The sequence below is a fragment of the Nocardia sp. NPDC056100 genome, from assembly GCF_042266325.1.
Lineage (GTDB): Bacteria > Actinomycetota > Actinomycetes > Mycobacteriales > Mycobacteriaceae > Nocardia.
On record NZ_JBHJVY010000001.1, the window covers coordinates 1178943 to 1197671 of the forward strand.

Here is an 18729-nt window from a genome sequence, read left to right on the forward strand (position 1 = left end):
GGTATCCACGAAGTATCGGGAGCAATGGGCATGGTCCCGCATTTCAACCGAAGTTCAGTCCATCAGGCCGGATTGCCAGGCGCGGGCGGCTATTTCGACGCGGTTGCGGGCGGCGAGGCGGCGTTGGATGCTGGCGACGTGGGTTTTCACGGTGCCGAGGGAGAGGAAGAGTTGGGTGCCGATTTCGGCGTTGGTGGCTCCGGCGGCGACCAGGCGGGTGACGTCGAGTTCGCGTGGGGTGAGGGCACCGACCGCTTCGGTTATCTCGGCGGGGGCTCGGCGCGAACCGGTTTCGCGGGTGCGGCGCAGTAGGCCGGTGGTGAGTTCGGGGCTGATGAGGGCGTCTCCGGCGACGGCGGCGCGCACGGCGGCCAGGAGCAGGTCGGGGCCGGAGTCCTTGAGCAGGAAGCCGCTCGCGCCGTTGGCGAGTGCCGTGTCGACGTAATCGTCGTCGTTGAATGTGGTGACGATGACCACGCGGGTGTCGGCGCTGATGCGGGCGCACACCTCGAGTCCGTCCAGGCGGGGCATGCGAATGTCCAGCAGCGCCACGTCGGGGTGGTGGGCGCGGACCGCTTCGATGGATTGGACACCGTCGGCGGCCTGGGCCACGACGTCGATATCGGGTGCGGCGTCCAGGATCATGGCGAAGCCCATGCGCACCATCTCCTGATCGTCAGCGACCAGGACGCGAATCGTCATATCCCGCCGCCATTTCCGGGAAGGGCCATACCTCGCCCGCCATCTCCGGGGACTGTCAGATCCCTCTCGCCATCTCCGCGGTCGGTCATATCCCTCCCTTGTTGTCGGTGATCGGCAGGCTGGCCGCCAGTTGCCAGTGTCCGTTCGGCAGGCGTCCGGCGGTGACGGTGCCGCCCACCGCGGTGGCGCGTTCGGCCAGGCCGGTAAGTCCTACTCCCCCACCGCCGCCCAGGCCGGAGAAGCCGGTTCCGTTGTCGCACACGTGAATATCCACGGTGTCATCGACGAGCCGCACCGTGACGTCGACGCGGCTCGCGTCGGCGGCGTGGCGGCGAATATTGTTGAACGCCTCCAACAGGATTCGGTGGGCGGCCAGCAGTACCGTGTCCGGGACTTCCGGCGCGCCGACTCGTTCGTCGAGTTCGCTGATCACCTCGGCGTGCGCGGTGTCGGCGAATCGTTCCACCAGATCCGTGAGATCCGTTGTCCCCGTGGGTGCCGCGCCGTCGTGCAGGTTCCCGACCAGGGCCCGGATATCGTCCAGTGCCCGTCGCCCCGAACCCTCGATCCGTGCCAGCAGCGGCCGGGTCCGCTCATCCGCCCCGAGCTGTCCGGCCTGCGCCAGCACCACCATCCCCATGACCTCGTGCGCGATGACATCGTGCAGTTCGCGCGCCATCTGCGCCCGCTCATCGGCCACCGCCGCACCCCGCTCGACCACGAGCCGCTGCCGATGCGACCGCACCAGCAGTCCGATTCCCAGCGCGGTGATCGCCGGTATCGTCACCGCCAGCAGCGGCAGCACATCATCGGCCGGATTCGATCGCAACCCCAGTACCGACCCCACCGCCGCGACTCCCACTATCGCGGTCAACACCGCATCCATCGGCACCGCGATCCGCGATGCCGCCACCCCGCAACCCACGATCGCCACCCACGCCGAGGCGGTGGCCCAGGGCGAGTGACTTTCCGGCCACCGCCACACGACCACCATCGCGATAACCAGCACGGCCACCCCGAGCAGCACTCCGGAGCGCCGCGACACCGGCCCCTGGTCCTCACGAATCATGCTCAGACAGGCGTAGATTCCGCCCGCCGCCCCCAGCAGATCCACCAGCACCTGCCCGAAGGATCCGCCCGCCGTCAGCTCCGCGAGCGCGCCGAGCCCACCCGGCAACACGCACAGAGCAAACAGCAGGCGACCCATACCCTCGACACTAACCACAGCCTGCCGCCTACTCCGGCAGCACCCGCGGATCGGACGGGCTAAGCGGACTCGGCGGCTTCCAGAATCACGGGTTCACCGCTGGTGAGGGCGGTGTCGCCGGAGGTGTCCTTGAGATCCACGCCGGAGCGGCCGAGGCGGCGAGCCCCGTCGATGAGGGTGGCGGCCACCTGCGCGGCGCGGGCATAGCCGAGCCCCTCGGGCGGGTGGATGTTCGAGATGCAGTTGCGTTCGGAATCGGCGCGGCCCGGACGCGGGAGGTGGGTGAGGTAGATGCCGAGACTGTCGGCCACGGACAGGCCCGGACGTTCACCGATGAGGACGAGCAGGGTCGTCACGCCGAGGGCGTGGCCGATGTGATCGCCGAGGGCGACCCGCGATTGCGTGGCGATCACCGGCGGGGCGAAGGTGAGCCGATCCCCGAGCGCCTCGAACAGAGCGGCGAGCATAGGCGCGCCATGATCGGTGAGCGCACGCGGGGATAGACCATCCGCCAGCACCACGCCGATATCCGCATCGATGTGACGGAGAGCCGAAATGCCCTGGCCCGCAGGAAGTTCGGATTGATAGGGCAGCCGTCCCAGATCGGGCCGCCGCAGGTATTCGGAGCGGTCGGCGGCATGACTGCGCACATGCACCGGATCCCCCAGTCCGAGCGTTTTCACCTGTGCCGCAAGCGCTTCCACGTCGAGTGGATTGTGCACCGCATCCCGCGCCGCCGCATGCGCGGCGCGCAGCGCCAGGACGTCGGCGGTGGGCAGCGCATCTCCGGTGCGCCCCAAACCGATTCGCGCCTGCGTGGTCCGACGTAGTTCCGCCCAGAACGCCCGCGCGGCGATGTCGCTCGGACCCGGCGATGCGGCAGCATCCGAGGCGGCCGGGCCAGACAGCGGAACGCTCCCCGTCGCGCCCAGCTTCGTAGTCCCGTCAGCACTCGATGGCATCCGCCCGGCATTCATGCCTGGATCCGGCTGTGCCGCAGCATGACTCGTAGTTGCACCCGAGGAAGTCGCGCTCTCGTCGCTCTCGGCGATCGGTCGTCTCCCGTTGTCGCTGGTCAATGTTCCTCCTCAGGAGGCGCTGGCGAGAGCGCGCAGGGGTGAGGTCAGGGGTTCGACGGGGAGGATGCGACCGTCTGCGCTGAGCATGCCGAGGCGGTCGAGCCAGGCGGCGAATTCCGGGGCGGGCGTGAGGCCCAGGACTTTTCGGGCGTAGAGGGCATCGTGGTAGGCCAGGCTCTGGTAGCCGAGCATGACGTCGTCCGCGCCGGGGACGGCGATGACGAAGGCGCAGCCCGCCGCGCCCAACAGGGTGAGCAGGGTGTCCATATCGTCCTGGTCGGCTTCGGCGTGGTTGGTGTAGCAGACGTCGACGCCCATGGGCAGGCCCAGGAGTTTGCCGCAGAAGTGGTCTTCGAGCCCGGCGCGGATGATTTGCTTTCCGTCGTACAGATATTCGGGTCCGATGAATCCGACGACGGTATTGACGAGCAGCGGGTCCAGGTCGCGGGCCACCGCGTAGGCGCGCGTCTCCAGGGTCTGCTGATCGACCGGTTTGCCACCGGCCCCGAGATGCGCTCCGGCCGAAAGTGCGGAACCCTGGCCGGTTTCCAGATACATGACGTTATCGCCCACGGTGCCGCGCCGCAGCGACCGTCCGGCCTCGTTCGCCTCGCGCAGCAGCAAGATATTCACGCCGAAGCCGGAATTCGCGCCCTCGGTGCCCGCGATGGACTGAAACACCAGATCCACCGGTGCCCCGGCCTCGATCAGCCCGACCGTGGTGGTGACATGCGAGAGCACACACGACTGCGTCGGAATGTCGAACCGCTGCCGCACCTCGTCGAGCAGGTACAACAGATCGGCCGTGGCCTTGGGCGAATCGGTGGCCGGATTGATCCCGATCACCGCGTCACCGCAGCCCAGCAGCAGCCCATCCAGTACCGCCGCGGCGATCCCGCGCGGATCATCGGTGGGGTGATTGGGTTGCAGCCGTGTCGCCAGGGTGCCGGGCAGTCCGACGGTGGTCCGGAATCCGGCGGTCACCTCGGCGGCCTTGGCGACCGCGATGAGATCCTGATTCCGCATGAGTTTGCTGACCGCGGCCACCATCTCCGGCGTGAGCCCCCGCGAGACGGCGGCCAGCGTCACCGCCGCCTCGGGGGTGGCCGCCACCGCGAGCAGCCAATCGCGCAGCCCGCCCACGGTGAGATGCGAAACAGCCTGGAAGGCAACCCGATCGTGGGTGTCGAAGATCAGCCGGGTGACCTCGTCGGTCTCGTACGGCACCACCGCCTCGTTCAGGAACACGGTGAGCGGCAGATCAGCAAGCACCCACTGCGCCGCGGCCCGCTCGGCATCGGACGCCGCCGCGCATCCGGCGAGCTCATCGCCGCTGCGTTTGGGGGTGGCTTTGGCGAGCACCTCGATCAAGCCGTCGAAGGTGTAGTTCGCGCCGCCGATTCGCTGGTGGTACAGGCCCATTCCGCTCATCCTCCGGGCCCATGTTGCTGTGCTGTAACCACCGCTTTCCCGGGGCATTAATGCGCGTTACTTGTGCACACCGGTCACACGTGTTTGACCTCGGGATACCATGGCACCGACGCCCCGGCGGGACGTCGGTTCGAACGGTGACGCGCGCGAGAACGGACTCCTGCACATGACTTTGGGCACCTACCGGCCACCCTGGCTCGATGCCGTCGACCCGGTCGACGAGCTCCGGGTGCTGCGCTCGTGGTGGGGTAGGTCGCACCGGTTCCGCCGGGCCGCGAGCGCGTATCAGCGTTTGCTGGCGGTGGCCCCGGCCTCCATCGCCTACGCCTTCACCCTGTTCGTTACCTGGTGGACGCTGCGCGGGGCCAGCGATATGGTCGGCCGCCGCCTGATCCTGTCGGCGTCGACGAATCTGCGCAATATGCAGCGTGATCCGATTCAGGTGCTGCTGGCCTCCGCCTTCTGGACCGACGGCGGTTTCCCGTGGGGCGATATCCTCATCCTGCTGACCGTGATGGCCCTGGCCGAACGCTGGCTGGGTTCACTGCGCTGGATCCTGGTGGTCGGCATCGGCCATGTCGGCGCGACAGTCATTACCGTGCTGGGCATTTCGCACCGCGTGGACCAGAACCTGATTCCGATCCGGGTGACGGTGGCGTCGGATGTGGGCCCGAGCTACGGGATTTCGGCCATGCTGGCGGTGATGGCGTATCGGTTGAAGGGCCCGTCACGACTGATCTGGGCTGCGGGACTACTGATCTGGTACGGCTACGGCGTCTGGCACGGTCACACCTTCACCGATTACGGCCATTTCTTCGCGCTCATCATCGGTTTCGTGATCGGCGGGCTCGCGGTGGTCTCGTCCCGCCGCCTGCTGGCCTGGCGCAAATCGGCGGCCCGTTCCGGCCCGACGGCCGAAAGAGCCGCCGCGCCTTCGGATCCCGCGCCCTCAGACTCCGACGACGGGATCGATCCCGCTGCGGTTCCGCTGGAAGAACCCGACGACCGGCTCGACCACTCGGGCCGCGATCGGCCCCAGAATCGCCATCAGTAGTACATAGGCCGAGGCCAGCGCGGCCAGCCGATGGTCCGCGCCACCCTTGGAAACCGCAAGTCCGGCAATGACAATCGAGAACTCGCCGCGCGCCACCAGCGCCGCGCCCGCGCGCGCCCGGCCCATCCGCCGAATTCCCTGCCGCCGCGCCGCCCACCAGCCGGTGCCGATCTTGGTCAGCGAGGTGATCACCGCCAGCGCGATGGCCCAGCCGAGCACCGGCGGTATGGCCGTGGGATCGGTACTGAGTCCGAAGGCCACGAAGAATATGGCCGCGAACAGATCTCGCAGCGGTTCCAGCAGCTTGGCCGCTTCCTGCGCGGTGGATCCGGAGATGGCGATACCGAGCAGGAACGCGCCCACCGCCGCGGAGACATTCAATTCCGAGGCCACGCCCGCCACCAGCAGCGCCGCGCCCAGCAGTTTGAGCAGGAAGATCTCATTGTCATTGCTGTCCACCACGGCCGAGACATAGCGGCCGTAGCGCAACGCCACCACCAGCACCACGGTGATGGCCAGCAGTGCGATGCCCAATGAGGTCAGCCCGTTCCAGAAGCTCACCCCCACCAGCACCATGGTCAGGATCGGCAGGTACACCGCCATGGCCAGATCCTCGAACACCAGGATGGACAGGATCACCGGCGTCTCGCGGTTACCCAGGCGGCCCAGGTCGTTGAGCACCTTGGCGACGATGCCGGAAGACGAGATATAGGTGACACCGGCCATGGTCACCGCGCCGACCGGCCCCCACCCCAGAAACAGCGCCACCAGTGCGCCCGGGGTCGCGTTGGCGACGATATCGAGCACGCCGGCGAGCCAGCCGAGCCGCAGCCCGGTCACCAATTCGGCTGCGGTGTACTCCAATCCGAGCAGCAGGAGCAGCAGCACCACGCCGATCTCACCGGCCAGGTGGCTGAATTCGGTGGCGGCGCGCATATGCACCACCCCGCCCTCACCGAAGGCGAGGCCACCCAGCAGATACAGCGGAATCGGGGACATGCCGAACCGGGCGGCGAACCGCCCCAGCATGCCGAGCGCGAACAAGATCGCGCCGAGTTCGATGAGAGCTAGGGCGGCGAAATCCACCGGCTCAGCCGTCGGCCAGGATGCGCGCGGCCGCGTCCAACCCGTGCGGTGTGCCGACCACAACCAGCAGATCGCCGGCGTCGAGTACGAAATCCGGTCCGGGCGAGGGATGTAACTGCCCGGCGCGCATTACCGCCACGATCGAGGCCTTGGTGCGGGTGCGCATACCGGTCTCGCCGAGCATGCGGGTGCGATAGGGCGAATTGCTGCCGATGGGCAGCTGCCGGGTGGTGATCCCGGGCAGATCGCGATGGTCTTCCTTGAGTTTTTCCACCAGCTGCGGCGCGCCGAGCAGATTGGCCAGCACGGCGGCCTCGTCGGTGGTGAGCGGCACCTGCGCGAGGCAGGCATCCGGATCGTCGCGCTGGGAGACGATCAGGTCGATGGCGCCGTCTCGATGCGCCACCACCCCGATCCGGCGCCCAGAGCGCACCTCGAAATCCTTCCGCACACCGATACCGGGCAGCGCTGTCACATCGACGTTCACCCGTCCAGATTAGGACAGGGTGGCCGCCAACCGGTGGACCAGCTCAGCTCGCGGCGAGCGGCGCGTACTGACCATCCGGTTCTGGCTGGTAGGAGGTGATTTCCACGACCGCGGCGATCGGCAGCGGACCGTACAGATGCGGGAAGCGCATGGATTCCGGATCGGTCGGCACACCGGGTTCCCACTTCACGGGCGCGTCGAGGCGTTCGGGATCCAGGCGCAGCAGCACCATATCGGTGCGCCCGGCGAAGAGCCGATTGGCAGGCAGATGCACCTGATACGGCTCGGACAGATGAATGAATCCGACCTCGGCGAGCGAGGGCGCGCGGTACTCCCCCGCCGCGACGGCCGCCTCCCATTCGGCACGGGCGCAGATGTGCAGCAGCGTCTTCGGTGTCGTCTGATCTCCCACGGAAATCAACCTAGTCGTCCTATACGGCGTTCGTTCCCACCCGCGCCCGCCGGGGACAGGGGCGGAGCGGGTGGGAACCGTATGGCGCGCGGGCCCGGAATCAATAAGGCGCGGGCCGGGCCACGTGCACCGATACGTCATTGACGCCGACGGGGGTGGGCGCGAACCTGCCCACCGCGCGAGCGCCGACCGCCGCGTCCGAGGTCCAGACACTGACACAGGGCGCGCCGGGCGGGCGCAGCGCGAGTTCGAACGCCTCACCCGCTTCGGCGACCCGCACCACCGGCAGTACCGGGCCGAGCGTCTGCTGGGTCAGCACCGCCATGGTCGGATCGACATCGCCGAGCACGGTCGGTTCGAAGCTGTGCCCGATGGCGGTGCCGCCGCAGTGCAGCGTCGCGCCCTTGAGGAGTGCGTCGCGCACCTGTTCGCGGACCAGGTCGATGTGTTTGGCCGAGGTCATCACCCCGACGGCGGTGTCATCGTCGAGCACCGGTCCGAACGCGGCGGTCTCGTCCACGAGTTTGACGAGAAAGGCGTCGTAGACCGCACTTTCGACATAGACGCGCTCGATGGCGTTGGGATTTTGCCCGTTGTTTGCCAACCCGCCGAGCGCGATACTCGCGGCCGCTTTATCCAGATCGGCGTCGGCGAGCACCACCGCCGTGGATTTGCCGCCCAGATCCAGACAGCACGGGATCAATCGGGCAGCGGCACGCAGCGCCACCACCTTTCCGGTTTCGGCGCTGCCGGTGAATCGGATGTAATCCACCTGGTCGAGCACCGCCGGTCCGGCCTCATGTCCGGCGACGACGTCGAAAACCGCTGGGGCGCCGATACTTGCCCAGCCCGCCGCGACCGCCCGCATGGTGAGCGGAGTCTGTGAAGAGGGTTTGACAACGACGGCCGCCCCGGCGACCAAGGCGGGCAGGGCGTCGAACATGGCCAGCGCCAACGGATATGTCCACGGGCCGATCACCCCGACCACCGAACACGCGTGGTGGGCGACCGCCAATTGCATGGCCGCGCCGGGGCGCATGGCTGCCTGCGGTAATTTGCCGCCGAGGAAATCGGCGGCATTGGTGCGGTAGTGGTCCAGGGCCTCGATGGTGAGCGCCAGCTCGGCCTCGGTCTCGGTCTCGGGTTTGCCGGTCTCCAGGCTCAATAGCGTGACCAGCCCGGATCGGTTCTCCTGCAACCAATTCCGGAACCGGTACAGCCAGTGGATGCGGCCGACCACGCCTAGCGAGCGCCACAGCACGCTGTTGTCGCGCAGCCGTTCGACGGCATCGCGGACCTGTTCGGGGGTGTGGGCGGGAACGGTGTCGATCACTCTGCCGTCGGCGGGGGCGATCACGATGAGCATCGGCGGGCCGACCTTTCCGGCAGACGGCACCTCTGAATATGCGGAAAGCGCAGTGCGCATGAATCTCACCGTATGGGTGAGGTTTTCGAGCGACCAGCTGGCAATGGGCCAGGAATCGACGAATATAGGCCGCACCCAGGCAACTTACCGGCCGGTAACGGCCCGGGGACGCCGAAAGTTTGCGAGTATGCCTGAGTGACGGAAGAGTTGGCGCAACTGCGGTCCATCACCAGCACCGCCCTGCTGGCCGACTTCGCCCTGGGTCGCGGACTTACCATCCGGTCGGTATTACACGAATCCGGTATCAGGGAAACGGATCTGCGCGATCCGTCCACCGAAATCACGCTGGCACAGGAATTCTCGATCCTGCGCAATGTGGTCACCGGTATCGAGGACGAACCCGGTCTGGGTCTGCTGGCCGGTCTGCTCTGCCATCCGCCCTCCATGGGGGTGCTCGGATTCGCGCTCATGAGCGCCGCGAATCTACGCGGGGCCATGGATATCGCACTGCGCTACGCCGATCTGTCCTTCACCGCCGCGCACCATTACATCGAGGACAATGGCGCCGAAGTGCGAGTGGTCCGCGATGACAGCGCACTACCCAAGGACATCCGCCGCTTCTGCCTGGAGCGGGACCTCGCCGCCATCGCCACCATTCAGCAGGATCTGCTCCCCATGCGACTCCCCGCCGTCCGGGTGGAATTGGATGTCGCGGCCCATCCCATCTACGAGATGTTCGGCGCGGTCTTCGGCGTCGAGGAGGTGGCTTTCTCGATGTCCCAGTCCCGCATCAGCTTTCAGACCACCACCCTGCAAACCCCACTGCCGCAGGCGAATATGTCCACCGCCCGCTTCTACGAACAGCAGTGCGCCGATCTGATGGAGAGCAGGCACAGTCGCACCGGGCTCAGCGGCCGGGTGCGCCAGCTGCTCATCCGGCACGGCGGCTCCGCCGATCAGGCGCGCATCGCCGCGGATCTGGATGTCAGCGTGCGCACGCTGCGCCGGCGCCTGTCCGAGGAGGGCACCACCTTCCGCGAACTGAGCACCGAGACGGTCGGCCTGCTCGCCGAGGAACTGCTCATCGCCGGGCTCACCGTCGAACAGGCCGCCGAACGATTGGGCTATTCCAGCGTATCGGCGTTCGCCTCGGCCTTCCGCACCTGGAAGGGCCAGTCACCCGGGCATTTCGGCCGGTTGCACCGCGGCCGCACCTCGGTACGCTCCTGAGTTCGGCCCGCCGGGTCGTGGGCGGGATCACCTCGATCTGGTAGACCGTCGGGTACGTGACCATCCGTACCCGACCGTTCGAGGAATCATGAACCCGTCCGTGATCATGTCCGCCCGCGATATCGAGTTCCTGCTCTACGACTGGCTGGATGTGGAGTCCCTCACCGGGCGCGAACGCTTCGCCGATCACTCCCGCGACACCTTCGATCAGGTGCTGCGGCTGTGCCAGGATCTGGCGGGCACCTACTTCGCCCCGCACAATCGCGAGAGCGATCTGCACGAGCCGGAGTTCGACGGCGACAAGGTGCACATCATCCCCGCCGTCGGCCAGGCCGTGAAAGCCTTCGCCGATGCCGGAATGATCGGCGCGGCAATGGATTACGAGATCGGCGGCATGCAGCTGCCACATGTGGTCTACACCGCGTGCATGGCCTGGTTCCACGCCGCCAACGCGGGCACCGCCGCCTATCCGATGCTCACCACCGGAAACGCCAATCTGCTTGCCACACACGGCAGTCCGGAACAGATCGACCGATTCGTACGCCCAATGCTGGACGGCCGCAATCTCGGCACCATGGCGCTGTCCGAGCCGCACGCCGGATCCAGCCTGGCCGACATCACCACCCGCGCCATCCCGCAGGACGACGGCTCGTATCGGATCTTCGGCCGCAAGATGTGGATTTCCGGTGGGGACCACGAACTTTCGGAGAATATCGTGCATCTGGTGCTGGCCCGGATTCCCGGCGCGCCCGAGGGCACGCGCGGCATCTCACTGTTCATCGTTCCCAAATTCCTTGCGGACGAACAGGATCGGCCGACCGTCCGCAATGACGTGGTGCTGGCGGGCATCAATCACAAGATGGGCTGGCGCGGCACGGTCAATACCGCGCCGGTGTTCGGTGACGGCAATTTCACCCCGGGCGGGCAGCCGGGTGCGATCGGCTATCTGGTGGGCCAGCCCAATCACGGTCTGGCGCAGATGTTCACGATGATGAACGAGGCCCGCATCAGCGTCGGCCTGGCCGCCACCGCACTGGGTTACACCGGCTATCTCAAATCCCTCGACTACGCCCGCAATCGCCCGCAGGGCCGTCCCCTGGGCGCGAAGGGTGGCCCGCAGGTGCCGATCGTCGACCATCCGGATGTGCGCCGCATGCTGCTGGCGCAGAAGTCGTACGTGGAAGGCGCACTGGCCCTTGCCCTCTACTGCGGCAAGCTGGTCGACGAACAGCACACCGCCGAGACCGAGGCCGAGCGCACCGCCGCCGGGACCCTGCTGCGCATTCTCACCCCCATCGCCAAGAGCTGGCCGAGCCAGTGGTGCCTGACCGCCAACGATCTGGCCATCCAGGTGCACGGCGGTGCGGGCTACACCCGCGACTACGACGTGGAACAGCATTACCGCGACAATCGCCTCAACCCGATCCACGAAGGCACGCACGGCATCCAGAGCATGGATCTGCTCGGCCGCCAGGTCACCCTCGACAACGGTGCGGCGCTGACCGCCCTGCTCACCCGTATGGCCGCCACCGTCACGGCGGCACGCGCCACCGATGACGCGGAGCTGATCGGCTTCGCCGAGGCCCTGGAGGCCGCCGCCGGGCGACTCGCCGCCACGACGGCGGGTCTGTGGCGCGACGGCGACGCCGAGACCGCGCTGGCCAACTCCGCCGTCTACCTCGAGGCGTTCGGGCATGTGACGCTGGCCTGGGTCTGGCTCGAACAGGCGCTGGCCGCCGCGCCACGCGCGGCCCGCGGCGAAGCCTTCGGTCTCGGCAAGCGCACCGCCGCCGGATACTTCTTCCGATGGGAATTGCCGCGCACCACTGCGATGTTCGATCTGCTCGATTCGCGCGACCGCACCACCCTCGCACTCGACCCTTCATGGCTGTGAGCTTGCTAAGTGTGTTCGGAGGGTTATCGAATCGGAGTGTGAGTGTCGGTGCCCCCGGGTAGTCTCCCGATAGACAACTCGATCAGCGTGTACGGAGGGGCGTTTTCCACGGCTCCGCAGGGGATAACCGGGCCTGTTCGCTTTCAGCGAAATCGCAGGTCGTGTTAGGCAAAACACACGGGAAACTCCACGGGAACAAAGACCGCGCCCCGAACGTCTGACAGAGTAGTCATCAACCACTGCTGGGAAGTAGCGGTAGCGAGCTCGCGAAGTGGATCGCGAGCCCCACACCAGGCGATGGGATGTGCGAGCACCCGGAGCCAGGACGGAGGAGTCATGCCAGGAACCCTGACAAGCACCCCACTGACCGCGGTCGATCGTTGTGACCGCTGCGGGGCGGCTGCGCGTGTACGTGCAGTCCTTCCTGCCGGTGGCGAGTTGCTCTTCTGCCAGCATCACGCCAATGAGCACATGGATCGTCTCCGTGAACTCGAAGCCGTGATCGACACGGAGTCGGCACCGGCGCTGTAACAGCTCCTCGTCCTCGGTCCTGGTTCACCAGCCGAGGGGTCCGCTCGAAAATTGAATCTTCCCAACAGAATTACCCCCAACAACGGGCGGCCCCAACGGGTCGCCCGTTGTCCAGTTTCCGGACCCGGACTTGCGAAAAATGAAATTTGCTGTCTCAGGCCGGGATCCACGTCGTCAGGAGCGCGTTCTGTCCACCGTGCACGCCACCTACCTGCCCGATCGGCATATGTTCGCCCTGTGGAGTTGGAGCGCGTCCGCGCCCGGCGCCACGCCCGAGATCGAGGGTGAGCCCGATACCGTCACCCTCGCCGTCCCCGAGGACGGCGGCTTCGCGGTGCGCGAGCTGCCCTGTCTGATGGTCGAGCCCGAGCGGTTCCCGGGACTCGACCTCGCCACGCCCGGTTCCTCGGTGCGGGGCTGGCGTGACGTACTGAGCGGTGCCGAGCCCGCACTGCCCATCGCCGCGCACGCGGTGCCCAATGCGGGCGGGAACGCCATCGTCACGGCGGAACGCGCGGTGCGGGCACTGCTGGACACCGTCGCGCTCGGCAATGAACTGCGCAGCGGATTGAAGGCCGAACTGCGGCCGTATCAGGCGCGCGGCATCACCTGGCTGCACGAGACCGTGGCCGCGCACGGCGGGGCGGTGCTCGCCGATGAGATGGGTCTGGGCAAGACCGTGCAGGCCATCGGGTTCCTGCTGGGGCGGATGGCGGCCGGACCGCAACTGGTGGTGTGCCCCACCTCGCTGGTCGGGAACTGGGTGCACGAGATCGAGCGATTCGCGCCCGGGCTGGCGGCCGTCGGCTGGCGGGGCGGGGAACCACCGGAGGCCGCGCCGGGGACGGTGGTGGTGACCGGATATCCGACGCTGCGCGGGCACGGGCGGGCGCTCGACGAGAAGCAGTGGACCAGCGTGGTATTCGATGAGGCGCAGGTGCTCAAGAATCCGCGGACCCAGGTGTCCAAGGCGGCGCGGGGTATCAAGGCTGAGGCGCGGGTGGCGCTGACCGGTACGCCCGTGGAGAACAATCTCGACGAGCTGTGGGCGCTGCTGAACCTGGTTGTGCCGCACGAGTTCACGCACAAGGCGCAATTCCGGCGGCGATTCGTGCGGCCCATCTCCGAGGGGTCCGCGCCGGCGGTGCTGCGACTACGCGATGCCATCGAACCGGTGGCGCTGGCGCGGCGCAAGGCCGAGGTGGCCGGATCGCTGCCGCCCAAGATCCACACCGATCTGGTCTGCGATCTCACCCGGGAACAGGAGCGGCTCTACGACCAGTTGCTCGACCGGGCCGAGACGGAGGGGTTCGGATCGGGCGGGCAGCGGCACACCCGGCTGTTGTCGGTGCTCACCGAACTCAAGCAGGTGTGCAATCACCCCGGGTTGATCAATGGGGACCTGGACGAATTGGCCGGGCGCTCGGGCAAATTCGACGTGTGTGCCGATATTCTCGCCGCCAATGTGGCCAATGACGCGCCGACGCTGGTGTTCACCCAGTACCGGCGCACCGGGGAGCTGCTGGTGCGGCACTGCGCCGAGGAGCTGGGCGTGACCGCGCCGTTCTTCCACGGCGGGCTCAACCAGGCGCAGCGCGGGGAGATCGTGGCGAACTTCCAATCCCCGGACGGGCCACCGGTATTGGTGCTGAGCCTGCGGGCGGCGGGCACCGGGCTCACGCTCACCCGGGCGGCCGATGTCATTCACTTCGATCGCTGGTGGAATCCGGCGGTGGAGGCGCAGGCCTCGGATCGCGCGCATCGGATCGGGCAGACGCGCACGGTCACCGTCACCACGCTGACCTCGGGCACCACCATCGAGGAGCACATCGCGGGCATGCACGATCGCAAGTCGGCGCTCACCGATCTCACCGATACGGCCGGGATCGCCGCGCTCGCGCGCCTCGACGACGACCGACTATTCGAACTCCTGCGTCGAAAGCGAGCCAACTGATATGGCCGACAATGACTTCGGATACACCGGCTGGGGTATGGACTGGGTGCGGCTGGCGCAGCCGCTGAAAATGAGCAAACCGGAGCCGATGCTGCCGCGCGCCCGCAGTATCGCGGGTAATGGCCTGGTGCACACCGAGATCGAGAACACCATGGTGCGGGCGACGATCCATCGCGGATCCGAGGCGTCCGTCACCTATCTGGAGCTGGTGCCGCTCGCCGCCGCGACCATCGCCGCCATCGCGGAGGTGATTCCGGCGGATGCGCTCACCCTGACCGATGAGCATCGAATCGCGCTGGCCGAGCGCGGGATCGGCGTCGCACCGGAATTCGCGCGCATCGACTGCTCCTGCCGGACGCGCACCGAACGGTGCCTGCACTATCTGGCCACCTGCTACGCGCTGGCCCGGCAGGTCGACGAAACGCCCTGGCTGGCACTGGATCTGCAGGGATTCCGGAGCGGCGGGAGCGTACCGGCCGCACACGGCGGGGAAACTCATGCCGTGCGATGGACGCCGCTTTCCGCGCTGGATCCGGCGGCCTATTTCGAGGTGCCCGCGTAGGGGCGACGGGCGCGGAAGCGGAATATGGACGCGCCGGGTTCGATGTCGATATCGGTGAAGCCGATGCGCGTCAGGCGGTCGGCGAGGGTGTCGGGCGGCACCGGGACGCAGGTGTCGCCCAGGTGGATGAGGCGGAACATGGGGCGGTCCAGGCCGTCGCTACCGGCGAAGACGCCGTCCGGGCGCAGCACCCGGAACGCCTCGGCGAACAGCGCGTCCTGCTGCGCCGGGGACGGGACGTGATGCAGCATGGTGAAGCAGACCACCGAGCTGAATTCCCTGTCCGGCAACGGCATAGCGGTGCCGTCGCCCTCGATGACCCGCATCCGCTCGGAGTGCTGTGAGCGCAATCGGGTGGCCAGCGCCGGATCGATCTCCAAACCGCTCAGCACGGCAGTGCGCTCGCGCAGGGTGCGCACATTCGCCCCGTAGCCCGGCCCCACCTCCAGGGCATTGTCACCGAGATCCAGGCGATCCAGCGCCCACGGCACGATTCGAGTGGCACTGGTCTTCTCCCACATAGAGGAGCGGCAGCACAGTTGGTGCAGGACATTCATTCCCATGCGCCTCACGGTAGGCAGCCCTCACCGCGACCAGAACCGGCTACGGTGACAGATTGTGTCGCCAAACGGCCAACCCCTGGTCTTCCCCGCACCCGCCGGGCCGACCGCCATGGTGTTCGGCGCCGGAACCCTGCCACCCGGACTCTGGTTCGACGAGCACGAACACCCGCAACATCAGATCGCCTGGGCCACAAGAGGAGTCATCACAGTCGAGGTGGACGGCGGCCGCTGGGTCCTGCCACCCACCCGCGCACTCTGGATTCCGGGCGGCATACGCCACCGCACCGGCACCTACGACGGCGCGATCATGAGCGGCATCTACCTGGATCCGAGCCGCACGCCCGTGGATTTCCCCGCACCAACCATGCTGCGGGTGTCATCGCTACTGCACGAACTCTTCCAACACCTCACCGCGGACGCCACCACCCCGCAGCAACGCGAGCGAGCCGAATCGGTGATCTTCGATCTACTCAACCCCGCCGAGGTCATCCCGATCGGCGCGCGCCACCCCGTCGATGTCCGCGCCCAGCGGGTCGCGGCCGCACTGCAAGCCGACCCCGCCGACCCGCGCACCCTCCCCGAATTCGCCGCCGCGGTCGCCGTCAGCCCACGCACCCTGGCCCGCGCCTTCCTCGCCGAAACCGGAATCACCTTCGGCCAGTGGCGAACCCAAATCCGCCTCGCAGCCTCCCTCCCCCTACTCGCCGCCAAAATGCCGATCTCCCGCATCGCCACCCGAGTCGGCTACGCCACCCCCAGCGCCTACATCGCCGCCTTCCACCGCGAAGTCGGCACCTCCCCCGCCCGCTATTTCGCCCGATAGATTCGGCTTCGCAGCCTGTCGCCGGTATGCGATAGCGTCTGCGCGACATATCGATTCGGGAGGGGTTCAGCATGGGGCGGATTCATGTGATCGACGTCGATTCGGCGGAGGTCAAGCCGGGCGACCGGAACAGCATCGGCGGCTGGCCGCTACTGGAGGCCGATCAGCCGTGGCCGGCCTGCGGGTGCGGGCAGCGCATGGTGCTGTACTTCCAGGTCCAGGTGCCCGCGGACATCCCTGTCTTCGGCGGCGATCAGCTGCTGATCTTCCAATGCCCCGTGGAGAGCGACTGCCCCTGGTTCACGGGCGAACAACTGCCCGAGAAATTCTGGGACGAACTCGACGGCCGCCGCCCCTTCTGGCGAATCCTGCTGCAGCGCAACGGCGTCCCCGCCGAGGCACCGGACCCGTTCCTCACCCCGACCGCGTTGTCGCTGTCTCCCACCACCGACACCGACGATGACGACGTTGACGACGACCGGCCCTATTACGGATTCAAGATCGGCGGTGCACCGCATTGGTTCCAGGGCCCCGAGTCGCACCGCTGCGCCTGCGGCACCGACCTGGCCTTCCTGGCCCAGATCCCGGAGAACTTCAGCTTCTACGACTTCAAAGTCGCCGATGAGGACGACGATTCCGACGACGACGATTCCTACCCCGCCGCCCTCGACGACGGCCTCTTCGTCGGCAATCAGGTCTACATCCTGGCCTGCCCATCCCGCTGCAACCCCGCCGCCGCGTGGCCGATCTGCCAGAACTGACACTTGCCCCCTCGGTACCCTGGAGGGGTGACCGAGCGTAAGCCGCCCGATCTCACCTTCGAATCGTGGATAGACAAACAGATTCGTGAGGCCACCGAACGGGGCGAATTCGACAGGCTGCCCGGGGCGGGCCAACCCATCCCGCCGGGTATGGACGATGAGAACTGGTGGGTCCGGAACCTGCTGCAACGCGAGGGCATCGGCACCGACGCCCTCCTGCCCGAACACATAGTCCTGCGCCGCGACCGCGAACGCATCGACCACACCGTGCGGACGATGACCTCCGAGCGCGCCGTCCGCGAAGCTGTCACCGAACTCAACGAACGCATAGTCCGGTGGCTGCGATCCCCCGGCGGTCCGGACATCCCCATCGGGCCGGTGCGTGCGGATGATGTGGTGGCCAGATGGCAGGCGGCGCGAGAAGCCGAGCGGTCGGTTGGAATCCCCAGTGCGGCAGTCGTATCGGCCGAATCGGTCGAAGTGGCCGCGAAGCGATCTTGGTGGCGGCGTTTGCTGGGACGGTGATCCGGATATACCTCGCGCAAACCGCGTGATTGCCCAGATCCAGTGCGCCGGAATGGCTTTCCTGGCAGAGTGAGTGCCGCGATCGGAGGCCCAGGTCGGGGGGCAGGCTTTCCGCCGTCCCCGATCGCATCCACATTCGGCATCCGGGGAATCCATGACATTTCGACATCAGATGCTGATGGCCGTGACGGCCATCAGCGCCATCGCCGTACTGACCGGCTGCGGGGGCGGTGGCTCCGGTACCACCGGCACCTCCAGCAGCTCGCACCCGACCACCACAACCGCGGTTGCGTCGCAGACCTCGACCACCACGGTTCCGGCCACGACCACCACGGTCGAAGCCACCGTTCCGGCTGCGGCTCCACCGCCCGCCGCCACGACCCCGGCCGTGATCCCGGCACCGGTGCCGCCCGTGGTCACTTCACCGGTGGCGGCTCCCGCGCCCGTCGCACCGCCCGCCGTACCGGTCCCCGCTGCCCCGGTACCCGCCGCTCCAGCGGTCACCTACAAGAGCTGCGCGGAAGCGAAGGCGGCGGGCGCCGCCCCACTTCGTCGTGGCGACCCGGGCTACAGCTCCCGTCTGGACCGGGACGGCGACGGCATCGCCTGCGAAAGGTAGCCGTCCGCCCACAGCGCACCATCGAGCCGAGCCCGGCCACCGCTCGGCCGATGCTGTCGTACCGCTGGGTTACGGTCTGGGGATGGCTGCTTCGCGTTACTCGTTTACCAGTGAGTTGTGGGTGTGGGAGGGGCCTGCGGCGTGGTATTTCACGAGTTTGCCGGAGGAGGTGGCGGATGAGATCGAGGAGGTGCATGGGCATCTCGCGGGTGGGTTCGGGTCGGTGCGGGTGCGGGTGACGGTTGGGGGGAGCACTTGGGCTACCTCGATATTTCCGGATCGGAAGCGGGGGACGTATATGTTGCCGATGAAGAAGCCGGTGCGGACGGCCGAGGGGCTCGATACGGGGGATTCGTTTCGGGTGGAGTTGGAAGTGGTCGGGTCCTGATCGGCGCGAGAGTGGCCGAATCTCCCGGGATCGCGGGCGTTTGCGCGGGTTAGCA

21 protein-coding genes are annotated in these 18729 nt (G+C 67.5%); 11 read left to right on the forward strand and 10 right to left on the reverse strand.

The features are described 5' to 3' along the window. Window positions 1-54: 54 nt before the first annotated feature. From ACFC0O_RS05410 to ACFC0O_RS05425, 4 genes are all read right to left on the reverse strand, one after another. Window positions 55-702, reverse strand: a complete 648-nt coding sequence (locus tag ACFC0O_RS05410) for a response regulator (protein WP_375954045.1) — start codon at window positions 700-702, stop codon at window positions 55-57. Between the two features lie 85 nt (window positions 703-787). After that, entirely contained in the window at window positions 788-1909 is a 1122-nt protein-coding gene (locus ACFC0O_RS05415; protein ID WP_375954047.1) for a sensor histidine kinase, read from the reverse strand. A 59-nt stretch (window positions 1910-1968) separates the two neighbouring features. Next, on the reverse strand, window positions 1969-2871 hold the full coding sequence (gene eutC, locus ACFC0O_RS05420) for an ethanolamine ammonia-lyase subunit EutC (protein WP_375954049.1): 903 nt from the start codon (window positions 2869-2871) through the stop codon (window positions 1969-1971). Window positions 2872-2997: 126 nt separating this feature from the next. After that, window positions 2998-4410: an ethanolamine ammonia-lyase subunit EutB gene (locus ACFC0O_RS05425; protein WP_375954051.1), complete on the reverse strand. Its 1413-nt coding sequence runs from the start codon at window positions 4408-4410 to the stop codon at window positions 2998-3000. 109 nt (window positions 4411-4519) lie between these two features. Between ACFC0O_RS05425 and ACFC0O_RS05430 the strand changes: the two genes are divergently transcribed. Further along, window positions 4520-5473 carry a rhomboid-like protein gene (locus tag ACFC0O_RS05430; RefSeq protein WP_375954053.1) on the forward strand — a complete coding sequence of 318 codons (954 nt, stop codon included), beginning with the start codon at window positions 4520-4522 and terminating at the stop codon, window positions 5471-5473. On the opposite strand, the gene ACFC0O_RS05435 is transcribed toward ACFC0O_RS05430, so the two are convergent. The 4 genes from ACFC0O_RS05435 to ACFC0O_RS05450 form a co-directional block, all read right to left on the reverse strand. Beyond that, entirely contained in the window at window positions 5369-6559 is a 1191-nt protein-coding gene (locus ACFC0O_RS05435) for a cation:proton antiporter (protein WP_375954055.1), read from the reverse strand. The two genes, ACFC0O_RS05430 and ACFC0O_RS05435, sit on opposite strands and share 105 nt — an antisense overlap. A 4-nt stretch (window positions 6560-6563) precedes the next feature. Beyond that, a complete protein-coding gene (locus ACFC0O_RS05440) occupies window positions 6564-7046 on the reverse strand; it encodes a cation:proton antiporter regulatory subunit (protein WP_364631644.1) in 483 nt (160 codons plus the stop codon). Window positions 7047-7089: 43 nt separating this feature from the next. Then, a complete protein-coding gene (locus ACFC0O_RS05445; protein WP_375954057.1) occupies window positions 7090-7458 on the reverse strand; it encodes a DUF952 domain-containing protein in 369 nt (122 codons plus the stop codon). Between the two features lie 100 nt (window positions 7459-7558). Continuing rightward, window positions 7559-8884 carry an aldehyde dehydrogenase family protein gene (locus tag ACFC0O_RS05450; RefSeq protein WP_375954059.1) on the reverse strand — a complete coding sequence of 442 codons (1326 nt, stop codon included), beginning with the start codon at window positions 8882-8884 and terminating at the stop codon, window positions 7559-7561. Window positions 8885-9019: 135 nt separating this feature from the next. On the opposite strand from ACFC0O_RS05450, the gene ACFC0O_RS05455 reads away from it, so the two are divergent. The 5 genes from ACFC0O_RS05455 (at window position 9020) to ACFC0O_RS05475 (ending at window position 14995) form a co-directional block, all read left to right on the forward strand. Beyond that, the gene (locus ACFC0O_RS05455) at window positions 9020-10054 is read left to right on the forward strand and encodes an AraC family transcriptional regulator ligand-binding domain-containing protein (protein WP_375954061.1); all 1035 of its coding nucleotides are present in this window, start codon (window positions 9020-9022) and stop codon (window positions 10052-10054) included. 88 nt (window positions 10055-10142) lie between these two features. Next, window positions 10143-11948, forward strand: a complete 1806-nt coding sequence (locus tag ACFC0O_RS05460; RefSeq protein ID WP_375954063.1) for an acyl-CoA dehydrogenase — start codon at window positions 10143-10145, stop codon at window positions 11946-11948. A gap of 336 nt (window positions 11949-12284) precedes the next feature. Continuing rightward, the gene (locus tag ACFC0O_RS05465) at window positions 12285-12479 is read left to right on the forward strand and encodes a hypothetical protein (RefSeq protein WP_029903635.1); all 195 of its coding nucleotides are present in this window, start codon (window positions 12285-12287) and stop codon (window positions 12477-12479) included. A gap of 226 nt (window positions 12480-12705) precedes the next feature. Beyond that, entirely contained in the window at window positions 12706-14433 is a 1728-nt protein-coding gene (locus tag ACFC0O_RS05470; RefSeq protein WP_375955956.1) for a DEAD/DEAH box helicase, read from the forward strand. 1 nt (window position 14434) lies between these two features. Continuing rightward, window positions 14435-14995 (forward strand): hypothetical protein, encoded by a 561-nt coding sequence (locus ACFC0O_RS05475; RefSeq protein ID WP_364631629.1) that lies wholly within the window; start codon window positions 14435-14437, stop codon window positions 14993-14995. Here ACFC0O_RS05475 and ACFC0O_RS05480 read toward each other — a convergent pair. Continuing rightward, window positions 14974-15558 carry a class I SAM-dependent methyltransferase gene (locus ACFC0O_RS05480; protein ID WP_375954065.1) on the reverse strand — a complete coding sequence of 195 codons (585 nt, stop codon included), beginning with the start codon at window positions 15556-15558 and terminating at the stop codon, window positions 14974-14976. The genes ACFC0O_RS05475 and ACFC0O_RS05480 overlap by 22 nt on opposite strands. Window positions 15559-15613: 55 nt before the next feature. On the opposite strand from ACFC0O_RS05480, the gene ACFC0O_RS05485 reads away from it, so the two are divergent. The 3 genes from ACFC0O_RS05485 to ACFC0O_RS05495 all read left to right on the forward strand — a co-directional run bounded on the left by ACFC0O_RS05485 (window position 15614) and on the right by ACFC0O_RS05495 (window position 17667). Continuing rightward, complete coding sequence (locus ACFC0O_RS05485; protein ID WP_375954067.1) at window positions 15614-16381, forward strand: helix-turn-helix transcriptional regulator; 768 nt, start codon at window positions 15614-15616, stop codon at window positions 16379-16381. 71 nt (window positions 16382-16452) lie between these two features. After that, window positions 16453-17142, forward strand: a complete 690-nt coding sequence (locus ACFC0O_RS05490) for a hypothetical protein (protein WP_375954069.1) — start codon at window positions 16453-16455, stop codon at window positions 17140-17142. Window positions 17143-17169: 27 nt separating this feature from the next. Next, complete coding sequence (locus tag ACFC0O_RS05495; protein ID WP_375954071.1) at window positions 17170-17667, forward strand: DUF1992 domain-containing protein; 498 nt, start codon at window positions 17170-17172, stop codon at window positions 17665-17667. Between the two features lie 168 nt (window positions 17668-17835). Here the strand turns inward: ACFC0O_RS05495 and ACFC0O_RS05500 are convergent, their stop codons facing one another. Continuing rightward, window positions 17836-18171: a hypothetical protein gene (locus ACFC0O_RS05500; RefSeq protein WP_375956133.1), complete on the reverse strand. Its 336-nt coding sequence runs from the start codon at window positions 18169-18171 to the stop codon at window positions 17836-17838. On the opposite strand from ACFC0O_RS05500, the gene ACFC0O_RS05505 reads away from it, so the two are divergent. Both ACFC0O_RS05505 and ACFC0O_RS05510 read left to right on the forward strand, forming a co-directional pair. After that, window positions 18095-18286: an excalibur calcium-binding domain-containing protein gene (locus ACFC0O_RS05505; RefSeq protein WP_375955958.1), complete on the forward strand. Its 192-nt coding sequence runs from the start codon at window positions 18095-18097 to the stop codon at window positions 18284-18286. The genes ACFC0O_RS05500 and ACFC0O_RS05505 overlap by 77 nt on opposite strands. A gap of 82 nt (window positions 18287-18368) precedes the next feature. Further along, window positions 18369-18674: a DUF1905 domain-containing protein gene (locus tag ACFC0O_RS05510; RefSeq protein ID WP_375954073.1), complete on the forward strand. Its 306-nt coding sequence runs from the start codon at window positions 18369-18371 to the stop codon at window positions 18672-18674. Window positions 18675-18729 lie beyond the last annotated feature (55 nt).